Origin of the sequence: Paenibacillus sp. FSL R5-0810 (assembly GCF_038002285.1) — a bacterium.
In the GTDB taxonomy this organism is placed as follows: Bacteria; Bacillota; Bacilli; order Paenibacillales; family Paenibacillaceae; genus Paenibacillus_AQ; species Paenibacillus_AQ lactis.
In genome coordinates, this window is sequence record NZ_JBBOCF010000001.1 from 3,704,885 (window position 1) to 3,722,599 (window position 17,715).

Annotated in this window: 13 protein-coding genes; 2 read left to right on the forward strand and 11 right to left on the reverse strand. The window is 55.6% G+C overall.

What is annotated here, in order from left to right; genetic code table 11:
* Nucleotides 1-58: 58 nt before the first annotated feature.
* The 8 genes from MKX76_RS16685 to MKX76_RS16720 all read right to left on the reverse strand — a co-directional run bounded on the left by MKX76_RS16685 (nucleotide 59) and on the right by MKX76_RS16720 (nucleotide 8,640).
* Nucleotides 59-1,351, reverse strand: coding sequence for an N-acetylglucosamine-6-phosphate deacetylase (locus MKX76_RS16685; RefSeq protein ID WP_341034241.1), 1,293 nt, complete (start codon nucleotides 1,349-1,351; stop codon nucleotides 59-61).
* Nucleotides 1,344-2,132 (reverse strand): glucosamine-6-phosphate deaminase, encoded by a 789-nt coding sequence (locus MKX76_RS16690; protein ID WP_251536695.1) that lies wholly within the window; start codon nucleotides 2,130-2,132, stop codon nucleotides 1,344-1,346. Before MKX76_RS16690 ends, MKX76_RS16685 begins: the two co-directional genes overlap by 8 nt.
* Nucleotides 2,133-2,282: 150 nt before the next feature.
* Nucleotides 2,283-3,305 carry a Gfo/Idh/MocA family protein gene (locus MKX76_RS16695; protein WP_251536693.1) on the reverse strand — a complete coding sequence of 341 codons (1,023 nt, stop codon included), beginning with the start codon at nucleotides 3,303-3,305 and terminating at the stop codon, nucleotides 2,283-2,285.
* Nucleotides 3,306-3,321: 16 nt separating this feature from the next.
* Nucleotides 3,322-4,359, reverse strand: a complete 1,038-nt coding sequence (locus tag MKX76_RS16700; RefSeq protein ID WP_341034242.1) for a Gfo/Idh/MocA family protein — start codon at nucleotides 4,357-4,359, stop codon at nucleotides 3,322-3,324.
* A 3-nt stretch (nucleotides 4,360-4,362) separates the two neighbouring features.
* A complete protein-coding gene (locus MKX76_RS16705; protein ID WP_251536689.1) occupies nucleotides 4,363-5,220 on the reverse strand; it encodes a sugar phosphate isomerase/epimerase family protein in 858 nt (285 codons plus the stop codon).
* A gap of 56 nt (nucleotides 5,221-5,276) precedes the next feature.
* Nucleotides 5,277-6,101: a carbohydrate ABC transporter permease gene (locus tag MKX76_RS16710; RefSeq protein ID WP_007131534.1), complete on the reverse strand. Its 825-nt coding sequence runs from the start codon at nucleotides 6,099-6,101 to the stop codon at nucleotides 5,277-5,279.
* Between the two features lie 178 nt (nucleotides 6,102-6,279).
* On the reverse strand, nucleotides 6,280-7,245 hold the full coding sequence (locus tag MKX76_RS16715) for a carbohydrate ABC transporter permease (RefSeq protein WP_007131533.1): 966 nt from the start codon (nucleotides 7,243-7,245) through the stop codon (nucleotides 6,280-6,282).
* Between the two features lie 33 nt (nucleotides 7,246-7,278).
* A complete protein-coding gene (locus MKX76_RS16720) occupies nucleotides 7,279-8,640 on the reverse strand; it encodes an ABC transporter substrate-binding protein (protein WP_213616713.1) in 1,362 nt (453 codons plus the stop codon).
* Nucleotides 8,641-8,839: 199 nt separating this feature from the next.
* Between MKX76_RS16720 and MKX76_RS16725 the strand changes: the two genes are divergently transcribed.
* Both MKX76_RS16725 and MKX76_RS16730 read left to right on the forward strand, forming a co-directional pair.
* Nucleotides 8,840-10,705 (forward strand): sensor histidine kinase, encoded by a 1,866-nt coding sequence (locus MKX76_RS16725; RefSeq protein WP_341034245.1) that lies wholly within the window; start codon nucleotides 8,840-8,842, stop codon nucleotides 10,703-10,705.
* On the forward strand, nucleotides 10,693-11,781 hold the full coding sequence (locus tag MKX76_RS16730) for a response regulator transcription factor (RefSeq protein ID WP_341034247.1): 1,089 nt from the start codon (nucleotides 10,693-10,695) through the stop codon (nucleotides 11,779-11,781). The genes MKX76_RS16725 and MKX76_RS16730 overlap by 13 nt, the downstream gene beginning before the upstream one ends.
* A 20-nt stretch (nucleotides 11,782-11,801) precedes the next feature.
* On the opposite strand, the gene MKX76_RS16735 is transcribed toward MKX76_RS16730, so the two are convergent.
* From MKX76_RS16735 to MKX76_RS16745, 3 genes are all read right to left on the reverse strand, one after another.
* Entirely contained in the window at nucleotides 11,802-12,410 is a 609-nt protein-coding gene (locus MKX76_RS16735; RefSeq protein ID WP_341034248.1) for a GrpB family protein, read from the reverse strand.
* Nucleotides 12,411-12,474: 64 nt separating this feature from the next.
* The gene (locus tag MKX76_RS16740) at nucleotides 12,475-13,014 is read right to left on the reverse strand and encodes an NAD(P)H-dependent oxidoreductase (RefSeq protein WP_007131528.1); all 540 of its coding nucleotides are present in this window, start codon (nucleotides 13,012-13,014) and stop codon (nucleotides 12,475-12,477) included.
* Nucleotides 13,015-13,328: 314 nt separating this feature from the next.
* A complete protein-coding gene (locus tag MKX76_RS16745; RefSeq protein WP_341034249.1) occupies nucleotides 13,329-17,687 on the reverse strand; it encodes an S-layer homology domain-containing protein in 4,359 nt (1,452 codons plus the stop codon).
* Nucleotides 17,688-17,715 lie beyond the last annotated feature (28 nt).

The window sequence follows — 17,715 nt, forward strand, 5'->3', positions numbered from 1 at the left end:
CCCTGTATTAGAATATCGGCCATTCATGCTTGGAACGGCGGCTTTCGCCAGCGGGCTTTCAGGAGCTCGCCTGATATACCGGCACGCCCCCAAGTACGGTCTCGACAATACGGATCTTTCCTTCATGCCGCTCCAACATGACAAAATCCGCCCGCGCTCCTTCATTAAGCCCGTGCAGGTTCTTCCGTCCGACGGCTTGGGCCGGCGCGTTGGAAGCCATGTCCCAGGCTTCAGCAAAAGAGCATAGCCCCGATGCAGCAAGCCGCTCGACGGCATCGGCCAGCATCATCGCCGAGCCTGCGAGCAGCTCGGGCTTTCGTGCCAGATGGAGCCTTCCTTCGGGGGTCAGCACCACCTCGCCGCCGATATGCGTTCGGTAGCTTCCGGGTGCCATGCCGCTTAAATAGACGGCATCGCTGACCAGCAGCGCTTTGCCCGCTTTGGCCCGGAGAAGCACCTTAATGACCGAATCCGGCACATGATAACCGTCGGCTATGAAGCCGCACCACAGCTCATCCAATGCCAGCTGCTCCCACAGATAATTCGGGTGCCGCGGCAGCGTCAGATGCGCGCCGTTGCCAAAGTGGGTGGACATGCTTGCTCCGGCCAGTGCCGCCTGGCGAATCTGCTCCGGCGTAGCCGCCGTATGCCCGATGGAAACGATGATGCCGCTCTGCACGCAGCGGCGGATCATCTCCGGTGCTTCCGGCCACTCCGGCGACAGGGTCAGGATGCGAATCCGGGAGCCGGAGGCATCCTGCCACCGCTGCAGCAGTTCCCAATCGGGCGGCCTGATATACCGTTCATCATGGGCTCCGCGCGGCCCTTCCTCCGGCGAAAGGAAAGGGCCCTCCAGATGAATTCCGCCGATGCTCTTCCCTGTCAGCGCATCCTCCCGGCAGGCTTGATCGATGGCGCTTACAAGCTCTTCGATCTCCCGGTCGCCGTTCGTAATGACGGTCGGGTAATACGTCGTTACCCCCGTCTCCCACAAACGGCACGTCAGCCGAATGACGGATTCGCTTGTCAGCGGGAGCGAGTTAAGGTCAATCCCGTACCCGCCGTTCAACTGAAGGTCGATCAGTCCCGGCGCGATCCAAACCTCTCCGTCGCCGCCGCGAACCGAATGCTCGCCGTAGGTGGCCAAAGCCTCGCCGCCATCGCTGCCAGCTTCAGCTGACGCCGCCCCTGAAATTTTGCTGTCTATGCCGTCTGCAGACATCTCTTCTATTCGGCCAACGCCATCTTCTGTAAATATCTCTGTAATGCGACCTTCGCTACTTATGGTAATTCGAATCCGTTCGCCGGTTGCGTAATGAAGGCCTTCGCGGACAAGCGCCTTACTAGTCATGGAGACCTTCCCCATAGGCGTCCCGGTCAAGATACAGCGTGCAGTCCGGATGACGCCTTAGAATACTGGCCGGGCAAGCCTCGCTAATATCACCGGTTAACGTTCTCCCCACGGCGTGCCGCTTTCTTGCTCCAGGAACGATGCAAAACAGCTGCGTCCCCGACATAAGCGCCGGTATCGTCAGCGTAAGCGCCCGCTTGGGGACATCATCCAGGCTGGCAAAGCAGCCGTCATTCACCTGCTGCAGGCGGCATGCTTCGTCCAGCTCGACAGGCTTCACGAGCGCCGGATCGTCAAAATCGGCAACCGGCGGATCATTAAAGGCAATATGCCCATTCTCGCCGATGCCGAGAACCACGATATCGATCGGCGCTTCAGCCAGGAGGCGGCCATACCGCTGACACTCCGTATCCGGATCATTCAAGCCGTCGAGCAGATGCACGGCTCCGGGGGAAACCCGGTCAAACAGCTTCTCGGACAAAAAGGTGCCGAACCGCTGCGGTGCAGCTTGCGGAAGCCCGATATATTCATCCATATGAAAGGCCGTCACCCGGCTCCAGTCCAGCCCCTCGGAACGGACCAGCTCCTCCAGGCATTCATTCTGGGAAGGAGCCGCGGCGAACACCATCCGGATACGTTCCTTTGCGGCCAGCAATTCCTGCATCGCAGCGCGGATATCGGCCGCCGCCGCCATTCCCATCGCTTCGCGGCTGTCATAGATGCGGACCTTGAGCCGGTCCTTCACCTGCGTATTCACGAGCCCGAAAGATTGATCGTGCATATCCCCACCTCCTTCATCTGTGCACTTCCCTAGCTTGGAAGACTTCTCCCATTATGGCTAATTCCCCTGCATGCAAGAACCTGCTCAGAACATGCATTTCCCGGCATGCTGAGTCTTCCCCTATACTCCAGCTGATCCGGTTCGTTCCTTCTATATTGCAGGTGCCTTCTCTCCGATGCTGATGTCTTTACGCTGTCGCGATGCCTCATAGGTGCCAAGGATGATCTCCAGCGAATGGATGCCCTCCGTTCCCGGCACGATCGGCTGCCGCCCTTCGCGGATCGCTCTCGCCAGATCTTCGATCTGCATGCGGTGCCCGTCCGGGATGATGCGGAAAGCCTCAAATTCAGGCAGCGTCACGTCCTCGCCATCGATTTGCAGAGACACGATATCGTCTTCTTCAATCACCAGTTCACCCCGCTCGCCGCGAATCGCCAGCCGCTGTCCCTTGGCGTTCCTGGCCGTCGTCGTAATCTCAAGAATGCCCAGGGCTCCGCTGGCAAATTCCAGCGCCGCCGTCACCGTATCCTCCACCTCGATGCTGCGCAGCACCGCCTTGGCTTTGGCCGATAGGGAAGTCACCGGGCCGGCAAGCCACTGCAGCAGATCCACCGTGTGAATGCCCTGATTCATCATCGCACCGCCGCCGTCCATCGCCCAGGTTCCGCGCCAACCAGCGCTGTCATAATAAGCCTGGTCCCGATACAGCATCACATAGGCCGAGCACAGGCTGAGCTTGCCAAGACGTCCCTCCTGGATCAGCTGCCGGGCGTAATTCGCCTGCGGGGACATCCTTCTTGGAAAAACCGTCGCAAGCCGCACCCCGGCCTCATTGCAAGCCTCAATCATACGCTCGGCATCCTCCAGCCGGATTGCCATCGGCTTCTCCACCAGCACGTGCTTGCCCGCCTTCGCGGCGAGCACCGTCTGGTCCGCATGCAGTCCGCTCGGCGTGCAGATACATACCGCTTCCACGTCGGGGCGGGCCAGCAGCTCCTCTAAGCTCCCACAGACGTCCCCTCCGTATTTCTCCACGAATGCTGCAGCCGACTCAGGCTTCGTATCGAACACGGCTGCCAGCTCCGCTTCATCCGTGCTTTCGATGCACTGTGCATGAATATCCGCAATAATTCCACAGCCAATGATGCCGAATCGTATCGGTCTTTGTTCCATTCGAATACACCCCGCTCTATCGATATTGGTTGTGCCCGGTTTCCAGCGTGCTTCGGACGATGACACGGGCGGCTTCGTCTGCTTCAATCGTGCCCTCCGACGCTTTGTAAATATCACGGTGGGAGATCTGTCCCGATCCTCCCCGTATGCGGTCTAGGAAATCCTGTGCCAGCAGCTTCGGCGGAGCCTCCAGCTCGAGTGGCCGAAGCTGTTCCGCATCCGTTAGGAGCACCGTTTCCCGGCTCTGCAGCAGCGGATCGCCCTCCAGCCGGATCTCTGCCGTGCCGATCGTGCCGGTGATGAAGATCCGGCCGTCCCCCCAGGTCCAGCTGCCCGCCGGCGTGTGCCAATCGGCATACAGCTCTGCGGTGACCCCGCCCTCCATGACCGCATGCACGGCTGCTGTGTCGTAAAAGCTCGGATGCTCCGGCAGGATGTTTTTGGCCATATGACCGGATACCGCCTCCACTTCCCTGCCGGTCAGCCAGCGCAGCAGATCAAAATCGTGAACGAGGAGGTCGTTGATGATGCCGCCCGATTTCTCCTTGTCAAAATGCCATGCCGGACGGTTAGCGGGGTTCAGCCGGTGCGGCTTCCGCATCGCGATGTGGACAATCTCCCCCAGCTCCCCGGCCATAACCAGCCTGCGTGCCGTATACAGCGAAGCGCGAAAGCGTTCGGTGAGCATCATGCCGATCTCAATCCTTCCCCGCTCCATCACCCCCTGCAGACGGCGGAGACCCTCGCGACTCGTTACCGCCGGCTTGTCGATCATCACATGCTTCCCGTAGCTCTCGCACAGCTCGATCACATCGATCTTCTCGTTATTGACCGCCGCACAGCCGATGATGCCGACATCGTCATCCTCCAGCAAAGACTCGCGATCCGACGTGATCGCAAGGCCGAACCTTTCTGCCACCTCGCGGGCCAGTTTCGTGTTATCCGGTTCGTAAACACCGGCACATGGATACCCGAGCCGCTGCATCTCTTCGATAAACATGCCGATGTGGGCGTGCTGACATCCGATAATGCCATATTTGATTCGATCCGTCATTCCTTACACCTCCACAGCCCGAAGCCATGTTCGCAGCATCTTCATATCCCAGGCCAGCCGCTCGATCGGCGGGTACGGAGCCGCGCATTCCAGCGTAAGCCAGCCATCATAGCCGCTTTCCTTAAGCCCGCGGAGCAAACCGCCGTGGTCGACCTCGCCTTCGCCGAGACGGCACTGCAGAAAGCTTTCCTCTCCGTGCCGGGTCAAATTTTTAAACGTTCCCGGAGCCCCGGCGCTCGCGATCCGCTTCTCATCCTTGATATGGACGTGGAACAGCCGGCTTCCGAGCCGCCTGACCGATTCCTCGCCGTACCCGGTATCCGTAATGTACATATTGCCTGCATCGTGAATGAATCCGACATTGTCCCGGCCGACCAGATCCGACAGGTGAAGCGCACCGTCTACTGTCTCCACCAGCGAGAGATTGTGGATTTCCAGCGCGATCCGCTTCCCCGCCTTCCTCGCTTCGTCCGCGCAGCGCCGGATCCAATAGGCCGCCTTCTCATAGTGCTCCGGCTCGGCCAGAAAAGCGTTCGGCCCCCCGGGGAACACCCGGATCATATCCGACTCCAGCAGCACGGAGCGCTCCAGCAGCTCCATGAAGCGGTCGTATTCCGCTGCGCAAGCCTCAGCTTGAGCTGTTGAGAAATGACCCATGTAGCCTGCCAAGGCGGGGATCGCAAGGCCGTGATCCTCGGCGGCGCTCTTGATTTCCCGGACCTGCATAAGCGGCATGTCCGGATGCAGATGCGGCTCCCGGCAGGCAATTTCGATGCCGTCAAAACCAAGCGAAGCACTGACCGCCATCGCTTCCTTCAAATCGTAATCGATCAGCGAACCGCTGAACGCGGCTATCCTCATTGTAGATCCTTCCCTTCCGGCGGCCGCCGCCAAAGGCAATGCCTCTGGCGGGACCGTTATTTGATTCCGGCCATATTGTGATTCTGCACGAAATATTTTTCCGCGAACAGGAACACCAGCAGAATCGGCACCAGACTGACCAGCGCCGCGGCAATCATCAGCTGCTCATTTCCCGTCCATTGTCCGGACAGCGACAGAATCCCGATCGGCAGCGTGTATTTCTCATTGGATGTCAAGTAAATGACCGGCGTCAAAATTTCATTCCACTTGCCCATGAAGGTGAAGATCGCCAGCGTCGCCAGCGTAGGCCTGGCCATCGGGATAAAGATCCGCCAGTAAATCTGAAACGGATTGCAGCCCTCCATCTTCGCCGCTTCCTCGTACTCTTTAGGTATATTCATGAAAGCCTGCCGCATGAGAAATATTCCGAACGGCTGGGCCAGCCACTCAATCACCCACAAGGGAGTCAGCGTATCCAGCATGTTCAGCTCATTAAAAATCATAAAGTGCGGAATGATGATCACGACCGCGGGAATCATCATCGTGCCGAGCACCATGACGAACAGCGCGCTTTTCAGCGGAAAACGGAGACGGGCGAACGCATACCCAACCATCGAGCACGACAGCAGCGCCCCCGCAACCGACAAGCCCGCCACGATCACGCTGTTCATCGTATAGCCGCCGATATTTCCGAGCTTAAATACAGCCGCATAGTTCGACCATTGGAATACTTCGGGGATCCATCGGGGCGGAACGGTCGTGTATTCCCGATAGGTCTTGAGCGAGTTCATCAATGCCGTCGCGAACGGCACCAGCATCACAAGCGAGCTTATCCCGATCAACAGGTAAGCAATGCTTCGTCCTAGCAGCTTATACTTCATGCGAGTCCCTCCTTCCTGCACCAGCTGACTGCCTGACGATCCTCGCCGAGGAGGCCGAACCAAGGAACTCCACGGCTCGAAGCCCCATAACCCTTTTCTTTCCCTCCGTAAAATATACCCTTCCACCGCAAACCAATCGCCGAAGCATCTTCCGTATTGACACACAAGATTTCCTTTGTCATTCGTAATGCACCCACTTCTTCTGGCCCCGCAGCTGGATCAGCGTCAGCAGGAACAGGATCATGAACAGCACCCACGCAATCGCGGAAGCATAGCCCATCCGCATAAACGTGAAGCCTTCGCGGTACAGATACAGCATGAGCACCAGACTGGAATGGTTCGGTCCTCCGGCCGCGCTGATATCCCCTCTTCCCGTCAGGACGTAGATCTGCTCAAATGCCTGGAAGGTAGAGATCGTGCTCATGATCAAGACAAGGAAGGTGGTTGGCGAGATCAAAGGAATCGTAATGTACCGGAATTTGCGGAGCGCCCCCGCCCCGTCGATCTCGGACGCCTCATACAAGTCGCCTGGAACGCTCTGTAAGCCGGCCAAATAAATGACCATGATGTAGCCGATCCCCTTCCACACCGCGATCATCACGAGGAGCGGGATTGTCAGCTTCGGGTCCTGCAGCCAGCCTTGACCGGCGAGGCCCAGCTTCTGCAGCAGCATGTTCGCCAGACCGAAGCGCGGATTGAAAACCGCGTCCGCGACATACAGAATGACGGTCCAGGAAGAGATGACCGGTATAAAATGCGCCATGCGGAACCACTTCAGCCCCTTCAAGCGCTGATTCAGAGCAACCGCCAGCACCAGGGCCAGGAAGGTCTGGAGCGGCACGAACAGCACGGTGAAATAGAGCGTGTTCCACAGCGAACGCCAGAACATCGGATCGTCCGCCATCCGGCGGAAATTATCGAGCCCCGTCCACTCAGGCGGGTTCAGCATGTCGTAATCGGAGAAGCTGAAGTACAGCGATGCCGCGAGCGGCCCCGCCACAAACACGATGAAGTGGAGAATATAGGGGGATGCCATCAGCAGCCCCCATCGTCCTTCATGATCCCAGGTCCGTTTTCGGGCGGGTTTGCCGTGCGGTAGAAGCTCGGCTTTTGGCTTTGTCTTATCGATCAGCGTGTTGTCCATAATCGCTCCCGCCTTTCTTGAGCAGATCTTGCATTATTTTTTATAAAAATCGTCCAGCACCGCTTGAACCGCCGCATCAGCATCGCTCAATGCCTGATCAATCGTCGCGTCTCCCAGGAATGCCCGCTCCGCGTTCTCGTTGAATTTGCCGACCCATTCCTCCCATACGGCGTTATTGTCCAGCGTCTGCGCGAATTCAAGGCTGTCGAGGAACGCCTTGCGGTTCGCCGGCTGCTCGCCCGCTTTCAGGAACACATCCGACTGCGCAACGGATTTCTTGACCGGCACCGCTTCGCCAAGCTCCGTCCACTGCTTCTGCACCTCGTCCTCGGTCGCCCAGTATTTGATCCATTCCCAGGCGGCTTCCGCTTTCTCGTCACTCGACTTCTGGTTGATGACCCAGGAGTTCGCGATCACCGGAGATACCCGTTTGCCGTCGGGACCCTTCGGCAGCAGGGTCACGTCATAGTTCAGCCCTGCCTCGTTCGCCGCCTGCACCCTTGCGTAAATGCCGATCCGCATCGCTGCCGATCCGCTCGGAAATACGGCCGTATTGCTCTGGAAGCTCTTCAAATCCACCGGGTCCGTAATAATCCCGCGCTGCATGCCGTCTACCATCCATTCAAAAGCCTGTTTGTTCTCCGGCGTGTTGACGATCGAATTCTCGGCCTTCTCGTCAAGAACTCCGCCGCCATACGACTTCATTACCGAGAACCAGCCCTCGGTAATACTGAAGAACGTCAGGCCGAATTGATTGACGCTTGCCGGATCGAAGCCGGCATCCTCGGCCGTTTTCCCTGCAGCATCGACCGTCAGCTTGGCTGCCGTCGCCTTCAGATCCTCCCAGGTCCAATCCTCGGAAGGATAATCGACGCCTGCCTTATCGAACAGATCCTTGTTGTAGAACAGCACGCCGACCTGGATGCCCTGGGGCACGCCCCAATAACGGCCCTCGGCGTCCTTGTTGAAATCCAGACCGTAATATTCCTCGGCCTTCAGATCGCGGACGATCCAGTCCGTCAGATCTTTAGCCGCGCCGCGCTGCGCGTATTTCATCACATAGACGCCGTCCGAGAGCCATACGTCCGGTGCCTGACCGGCCGCAATCTGGGTGTCGAGCTTCTGATAGAACTGGCCGTACGGCGCGCTCTGCGTCTTCACCTTAATATTCGGATGCTGCTCCTCGAACCGGTCGATCAGCTCCTTCATCTTGGTGTCAGAGCTGTCGCTGGAGTAGTAGCCCAGCAAAATCTCTACCTGCTTCCCGCCGTCTTCTTCCTTGGGAGGAGAGGCTGCTCCGCCATCCTGTTGACTTCCTCCGCTGCAACCGCTTGCAAACACGGTTACAAGCAGCAAAGCGGCAAGCCAGCTGTACAAGCCTTTTCTTTTTTTCACGATCGATTAACCCCCTGTCTTCATATTCGTATGGATTACTAGCATTGTAATGAATATCCCGGCGGCGGCCCATGTGCTTTCTTGACTGACTTGTGTATTCTTGCTCCCGACTGCTGTTCTTTTATTTACAACTTGTGTTTTTTTGCTACAATGTTCCTTACAATCCACACTCCATAACTGAAGGAAGGCGGATCCATAGATGAACAAGCAGCGGATGTCCTTTGGCAATCTGACCATCAACCAGCGACTGTTCGTATTGATTATTGTATTCATCGGTCTTCCATTCTTTCTGCTTGGCAGCTTCTGGTACCAGTCCTCCACCGAAGCCATCGAGAAGTTTGCCGTCGACACGAATAAACGCATCATCGAGCAGACCAACGTGTCGCTGGATTCCTATATCAACAATCTGGAGAATTCTACGTATCCTTTCATCCATAATCCGCAGATTCAACAATTTCTGTCGGCCCAGCCCTTAACTCCCTACCAGTACTTCCAGCTCGCCAAGAAGGTCGAAGACGATCTGTTCGCCCAGATGATCTACGGCCGATCCGATATCATCGGCATCTCGCTGGTTGCCAGCAACAAACGGCAGATCACCGATTACGAACAGGCTCCCGGACTGCTCAATATGACGGATATCCGCAAACGCAATCTGTCCTATCTCTCCCGGATGGATCAGCTGAGCGACTTTCAGATCCTGGGGCTAAGCAAGGTTGGACCCACACCGTCCCTGACGATTGCCCGGAAGCTCTATGACAACTCGTCCTTTCTGTACAAGGGCCTGCTGGTTGTTGATCTCAATCTGCAGCAGATCGGAGCGATCTGCACCAATGATTCCCTGGGCAGCTTCAACGTCTGGATTATGGGAAGCGAAGGGCAAATCATCTATCATCCCGATTCCAGCCTCATCGGAACCGAGGTCGAAGAAAGTCTGCTGAGACGCTTGGAGAGCCGCAGCAGCTCCTCCTTCTTTCGCCACCAGGATCCGGCCTCTCCGGCAGAAAAGATGGTGATCCATGAGCAATCGCGGATGGCCGGCTGGACCGTCGTTGCCGATCTTCCGCTGAGCAGCCTGATCGGCAATCTGATCACGCAGCGGAATTATTCTTTGGCGGCGGCGGCCGTACTCATCGGCATCTCGCTGGCTCTTGTTGGGGGCTTTTCCTTGTCGTTGACACGGCCGCTTGTGATGCTGCAGAAGCTGATGGCCCGAGTGGAGAAGGGTGACTTTGTTCTGCCTGCCAAGACGCATTCATTCCGGAACAATGAAATGCGCGCCGTTTTCCATAGCTTTTACCGAATGACGGATGAGCTCAAGCGTCTGATCCGGGAGGTTCATACCTCGCAGCTCAAGGAGCGCGAGCTGATCATCAAACAGAAGGAATCCGCGCTGCGGTCGATGCAATCCCACATCAACCCGCATTTTCTGTACAATTCCTTGGAAATCATCAACTCTTACGCCATCGCGGACAATCATATGGAGATCAGCCGCATGACGCGCGCGCTTGCCCATATGTTCCGTTACAATATTAGCCACGCCGGATCCATCGTCCTGCTCCGGGAGGAAATTGCGCATATCCAGGCCTATCTGGAGCTTCAGCAAGCCCGCTTCCGCAAGCTTGAAGTCGAGCTGGATGTCGATGAACGCCTCGTCACCCGGGTCCAGGCCGTCAGGCTGACGCTGCAGCCGATCGTCGAGAATGTGTTCATTCACGGATATCGCGGCAGGAAGCCCCGGTATATTGGCATCAGCGCGAGGGCCGAGAGCAGCTGCTTCGTCATCGTCATCCGCGATGAAGGCAACGGCATGCCGCCGGAGAAGCTGGCCCGGATTCAGCGGGCACTGCAATCCGCGGTGTACCCGGGAGGAGATCACCATGCGGAAGAAACGCAAGGGGAGGCCACGAGCGGCATCGGCATTATGAACGTTCATGAACGGCTCGCGCTTACCTTCGGCTCCGGATATGGGCTGCAGCTGATCCATTCGGCGCCGGACGAAGGAACCATCTTCGAAATCCGTCTTCCCTATACTGCTGACGAGGAGGCTTCGGCATGTACAAATTGATGATCATCGATGACGAATATGCGATTCATTTGAGTCTAAGAAAACTGACGGAGATGTCGGGTCTTGGGATTGAAGTGGTGGCTGAAGCGGAGGATGGCGCCGAAGCGCTGAAATTGATGGAAGAGACCTCGCCCGATATTATCGTGACGGATATTTGCATGCCCGAAATGGATGGACTGGAATTCATCCGCAGGGTTAGAGAGAGCCGCAAGCATACGTTTATCCTGATTCTGTCGGGTCACGACAATTTCGAGTATGCCCGGCAGGCGATGCGCTGCGGGGTATCCGATTTTCTGCTGAAGCCGGTCGATCCTGCCCAGTTCCATGCGGCGCTGGTGAAGGCCTGCGAAGAGCTGGATCGCCGGGTGGAGCGCTTCTCCCGTCAGACCGCTTGGACGCTTGCCCAGCAGCGGTCGAAGGCACAGCTCGTCGACCTGCTCTGGTCGGCGCAGGAGCGCGAAGCCTTGGCGCTCGCCGGCGACATGATCGCCCATTTCGAAACAGGCGGACCGGCAGATGTCAGTTTGCCGCGCTATGTTCGAATGCTTATGCAGGAATTGCTGCTAATGCTGGAGGAGCGTGGATTAAAGCTGCCGGACGGGGAGCTTAGGAACGGCATGCACACCCCGGACATCGCTCAGGACGATGACAAGGAAGCCTGTAGACAGCGTCTTCTTAAGATCATAAGCGAGACCATCTATTGGATAAAAGGCATGCGGAATCTCGGAGCGCATCACAATATCGTGAAAGCCAAGCGTTATATCGAGGAGAATTATGCGGCGGAGGATCTGTCCTTGCAGGAGGTGGCCGACTCGCTCGGGATGTCGGTGACCTACTTAAGCCGGACCTTCAAGAACGAGACCAATATGAATTTCGTCAAGTATGTAACGCAGGTACGGATGGAGAAAGCGAAGGAGCTGCTCGCACAAGGCGGCTTGTCCGCGCAGGAGGCCGCATATCGCGTCGGGTACTCGGACTATGTCCACTTCAGCAAAACGTTTAAAAAGGTGCATGGCCTTACCCCGTCGGAATTCCGAAAGCAGAGCAAGACCATGACGCAGGGCCCGGCCCGATAAAGCAGGGATAAATATTTTCGCTAAGCTCCGGCCCATGCTGCTGCCCGCTCCAGCAGTCCGCTCACAAATGCATGCTTCTGAGCCGAGTAGGATAACAAGGTCTGCGCACCGCGTTCAAGAATGTGCTCCTTCATGTCGCTGTAGCGCTGCGCTTCCTCGGGATGCTCCCTCAAATAATCGCGGAGCAGCAGGTTGTTGTTCCAAAGCTCCCCTCGATATTGAACGACGTGCACATTGTAATAATGGAGGCCTCTTTGGCGAAAATATCGCCTTCCGGGAATACCGGCTTCGCCCAGATGCTCGTATCCGATGCCGTTCAGACGCCGGATGATCTCATCCGCTGCAGCAGACGGGTCCTCTACACCCACCAATATATCGATGATCGGCTTGGCGGTCATTCCCGGCACGGATGTGCTTCCGAAATGCTCGATGGCCTTCGTTAACTCGCCGACGGAACGCAGCAGGCGCTTACGCTCCGAAAGGTATAATTCCCTCCAGCTCTCGACATAAGGTTCAAGGTGGACCGGTTCATCGATCTGCATCGTCATTCCCCCAATCAGACGCTTCGTCCCCTTTCGCTCGTGCGGCGCGGGCACGAAGCGGGAAATGTCGGCGGGTAAGCAGTCCAAGAAGCTGCCCGCCGACCCATTACCATATCATCCCTCATTGGCGTTGCGGCAGGCAAGTGAATGTTTAGCGCGCCAGCTGCTTGACCCCGGCCTGGATATGCTCCGCATAACGTTCTGCCTGCTCCCGGAACTGATGAGGCGTTAGCCGGTCCGCATCATACATGGCATAGGGCGGAAGGAACTCCCCCTTGCAGTGCGTCAACGTGGCCTGAATCGGCCGCAGCAGCTCACTAATCGTAAACCGATTGTCACCGCCTGCACGGAACCCGTTCTCTGAGCCGCCTGCCGTTATTGCAACCATAAACTCCTTATCCTTCAGATGATTGCCGTCCGGCCCGTATGCCCAGCCGCGTACCAATACATCATCGAACCATTTTTTCAAAAGCGGCGGGCAGCTGTACCAATAGAACGGAAACTGGAATACGATCCGCTCGTATCCGAGCAGGAGCTCCTGCTCCCGCTTTACATCAATATGCCAATTCGGATATTCCTTATACAGATCGTGGACATGCACATTTTCGATTCCTTGGATTGCATCAAGCAGTGCCCGGTTCGCGCGGGAATTCTCCAAATTCGGGTGAGCAGCAACAACCAATATATTCATGCGTTCTCTCTCCATTCGGTTTGATGTTGTAGACACCCTCATTATCGTTCCGATCGGGATGTTTGAAAAGTACGCTCTTTTTTCGTACATGGTCAGGTTTTTCGTACCTTGCGGGGTGCTCCGCATGATCGATAAACAAAAGATGGCGGCTCACGGATAACATCCGAAGCAGCACCATCCCTTGTTTTGATATGCTTTTTGATTGTGGGGCTGTCATCAAGCAGCGGATTTACTTATGGGCCAGCCCCTTTACAATGCAAAATTTAAAGTTTTAGCCGTTAGCCCCTTCAAAATACATTTAGGCATCCCCTCTATTACTCGCTCAGCATAGCAACGATCAAGTGAACGGATTCAGCCCGGGTCGCAGGCTGGTGCGGGGCAAACATGCCGCCTCCTCTTCCTTGAATCAGCTTCGCGTCGTAAGCTGCAGCCAAATACGGCTTAGCCCAAGCAGGGATTAGCTCTGCATCGGCAAATGGAACGCTCGCCGTGGAATCCAATGGCACCCCCTTCGCTCTTGCGATCATGACAGCCATCTCGAGTCGGGTAATTTCCTGCGACGGCCGGAAGGTATGATCCCTATACCCTTGAATGATTCCGGCCTTGACGGCCCCAGCCACATACGGTCTAGCCCAGACAGGAATCCGGTTCATATCCTTGAGGTCTGCCGAAGCCTCCTGCTGATCCAAATCCAAGGCCCTTCCCAACAACACGGCAAACTCCGCACGAGTAATGTTGGCGTTCGGCCGGAAGGTCTTATCCGCATATCCCCGAGCCCACCCTAGCTCAACAGCTTTCCGGATCGCAGACTCAGCCCAGTGTCCATAAAGATCGGTAAGGCTTATCCCTGGCTTCGGAGGTGTTGGTTTCACGACCTCTTCCCCGTCATCTCCCTCCGCATCCCTGCCGTCTTCCTGTCCGCCCGTATTCGGCACAGAAGGGGCTGGCATAGGCGTTGATGGCCCGCCATCCGAAGAGCCGCCTCCAGCGCCCGGATCGACGACGGCCGCTGCTGTCGTTACGGATATTTCAGGACCGTCGGTGCTCCATCGTCCATTCGAATCGCCGGCTTCAATCTTGAATGTGTATGGCGTATTCGGACTTAATCCGGCAGCCTCGTACCGGTATACGGATCCGGTCACGGTCACTCGTTCTGCACCATTTTGATAGATTATAAACTTATCCACCTGATCGGCTTTAATGGTACCGGACCAATGCAGGGTGACGCTCGATGGCGATACTTTCTCCGCTACGAGTCTCCCTTCCGTCCAGCTAGGCGGCGCTTCACTGCCTGGATTAACGCTTGCCTTGAATTCGGCGACAGCCGCAATTAAAGCCGTAACGGCTGCTTGAATTTCTCCTTGCGTGACATCCTGGCGTTCCATGACGGCTTCAGCAGCCTCAATGGCTAAATGGAGCTTCTGCTTTGCTCCCAGCGGATATTCCCCCGGCGCACTTCCTTCTACGGCCTCGGCGTAGACCGCTTTCGCAACCGTAATGGCTTCATTCAATTCACGCTTATCCGCCGGTATGGACGGATCGACGATCACCGAGGATTGGAATGCCTTTACCGCCTCCTGAAGTGCGATCACAGCCGCATCGATCTCCGCTTGCGTTAAATCCGCTTTACTCAGCGCCTGTTCGGCAGCTTCGATCGCCTCATACAAGCGAAGCTTCGAGCCTTCAGGATACTGGCCCGGTTCATCTCCTTCTACTGCAGAATCATAGACGCTCTGCGCAACGGTTATGGCCTGCTCTAATGCCGCCTTATCCGCTTTAGGCTTGACGGACAAAGTAAGCGGAGCCGCAGACTTCGTAATCTTCTCATCGGTTAAAGCGTACTTGATGTTATCGAAAGCGAAGGTACGGCCATTCGCCGAATCCCATAAGAAGCCGAGTACGATCCGGTCAAAATCTTTTATGGCACTCGTCGTTTTTACCAATTGCCCGTCAATGTACATCTTTAAATCTGTGCCTGAAGTGTAGTCCCATTTCAACTCATGCCAGCCCTTGCTGCGTTTCACTTGGGTTGCCTCCCAAGCGGTTGAGGAGCTGCTTGCCCGTACGGAATAATAATCCTGCGACCCATAGCTACTGCCATCGTAAAGCACGCCCATTCCTGCGAGCAAAGTGGTTCTCGCGTTGCCGACATGGGCTACAACCCGCGTGTTTCCGGATTTGGAGCCGTCATCGTACATCATGATCGTTACAATTCCTTGCTGCTTGGTCCCGAACAGCTTCTGGATCGCATTGCTGCCGTTCCCGGTAACAAACAACGCACTGCGCTCGCCTTGATAGGCGACTTTATCGGAGATCGCTCCTGTCGTAATCTCGGTTCCGGTCTCCGGTATGAAGTCCCCCCACCCGGCTTCAAAGCTCTGGGAGTATTGAAGATCCTGATATTCCTGTACCTCGGCCTTAACCTCGACGGAATCCATGCCGGAAAGGTCGCCGATTGCAGTCAAAATGCCGGTGTCCGGATCAATGTTGAACGATTTCGGATCCGCCTCATATCGAACGCGATAATAAGGCGCATGCTCCATCACAACTCCGTCCTCGGTTATGCCGTCCATTCGCAGCTGAACGGATGGATTGGATTCGGATAACTCGAGTGAATCCGCAGCGACCTGATATGATTCAATGCTTGATGCAGCATGCACGGTTACATGGGCCTCAGCATAGATAGCCGGATGAACCGTGCTTTCAGCCCGGATGATGGCTTCACCGGGACGAACGGGTGTAATGAACCCATTCGGACTTACCGCTGCGACCTGGCTGTCGCTGCTTGACCACTTGACTCCTTTGAACCAGGTGTCCTTCGGTTCGAACTGGGCGGTTAACGTTTTGCCTGCCTGCTGCGCGTACAGGTCCAGTTTCTCATAATTTAAACTCATCGATACCGGCAAGACCTCGGGAACCTGATGATCCGGTTCGTCGTTCGATTCGTGAGCGCCGATATCAATGGAGCCATCCGTTATCGGGTTGTTGAAGAAATCCTTATCTGCCGGAGCCCACACAGAGGGAGTGAGATTCCGAATATCCGTCCCTGCATTAATAGCCGGCGATCCCGGTAACAGCTTATATCCATTCAATTGCTCAACATCGAAAAAACCGGCTCCTGCATCAATAATATCCTTCGGCTCTTCGCCGGGTCTGGCCAATTTCGGGCTTTCGAAGATATTATCTTCTACAGCTGCACCAGGAAAGTCGGTATCTTTGATATTCGTCCCGGGATAGAACACATTATGCTTGATCTCACCGCCGGAAAACGTGCTTGCCCCCATCGGCGTATCCGCTTTCGTATAGAAAATATTATTATACAATTTGGCGTATTTACCGGAGGCATTAAAGATTTTGGTCGAAATATTCGCATCCGTGAAGAACGTATTGTTATGAATAAGCGGCGCGTACGCTTCCCTTGTCGGCAAATAATGCAGCAAATATCTGCCGTCGCCATCGTTTACGCTGATATTATACCGGGCGACGGAATTGGTGGAGCCGTCCATAAAAAGAATAAAGCCGCCTCGATTACTGTGACTGTAGTTGTATTGATACAACGTCCCCTCACAGAACATATCGACGTCAAAGGCTTGACCGTCATTGTACCCGTAGATGCCGCCATATACTTCGTTGAATTGCATCACCATATCCTTGACGCCGATGACCCAAAGACCGGCATAATTGACATTCCCCACGTTTTTTGCGGAATGCTTGACTACGGTGTTGTACTCCATTCTTCCATTCGTGCCGACATTGCTCATGACAAAGCCATCGCCTTGAACCTCTTCCACGTAGTTATTTCTGAAAATAATATTTTCAAAAACCCTTGGGAAGTTGGCTTTGACATCGCCTTCCTTATACAGCCCGGCGTTACGGATGCCTTCGATATCCACCCGCTTTACAATATTGCCTTCAACCAGAACATCCGAAATATTGCCAAGGATCAGGATGCCTCCGCTGCCGATCTTCCACCCCTTCGGATTCCCGTCCACATCATGGATATAGTTATTCTTGATGACGATTCCCTTATGGGGGTTCGCCTCCCATTCCGTTACCGTGGTGGAAGCCGTACGAATATTGATGCCTGCGCGCTGGGAAACGACGTTCGGGTTGTAGTTGGTCAGCTCAAAGTTGGAAAACTCGAGATAGCTTCCGTCCACGACATCGATGGTGGCTGACATCGTCTTGTCGGCTACCCCTTTATAATTAAGTATGATCTTTGAAATTTCCGTTGTGGTTGTTCCATTTCCGTTAATTACAGGACGGCCGAGTTGCTCGATATCACCATAGCTGCTGAATACGATTGGAGCATCTTCGGTACCCGAGATGCCCCGAAGCTTAAGCGAGCCATTCCATACGTCCCCTGCTTTGAATAAGACACGGTCACCCGGAGCAAATTTCATGCTGTTTACTTTCTCAAGGCTTGCCCACGCATGATCTTCCGACCTTCCGTCATCCGCATCATTCCCGTCTACACTGACATAATAGGTTGTTCCGACAGCTGCTTGAGGTACCGCACCATCTGTTAGGGAATGAACCGCTTCATCACTAGGGTTAGCGGCAGCATTGGCCTGCCCGCCTGTTAGACCGGTTGTTGCCAGGGAGAACCCTAACAGCATGCTGAGACAAACGGCAAACAGCCTTCTAATCGGCTTTATTTTACCAAGGTTCATTTTTTAATACCCTCCTGTTCCTGTTCTA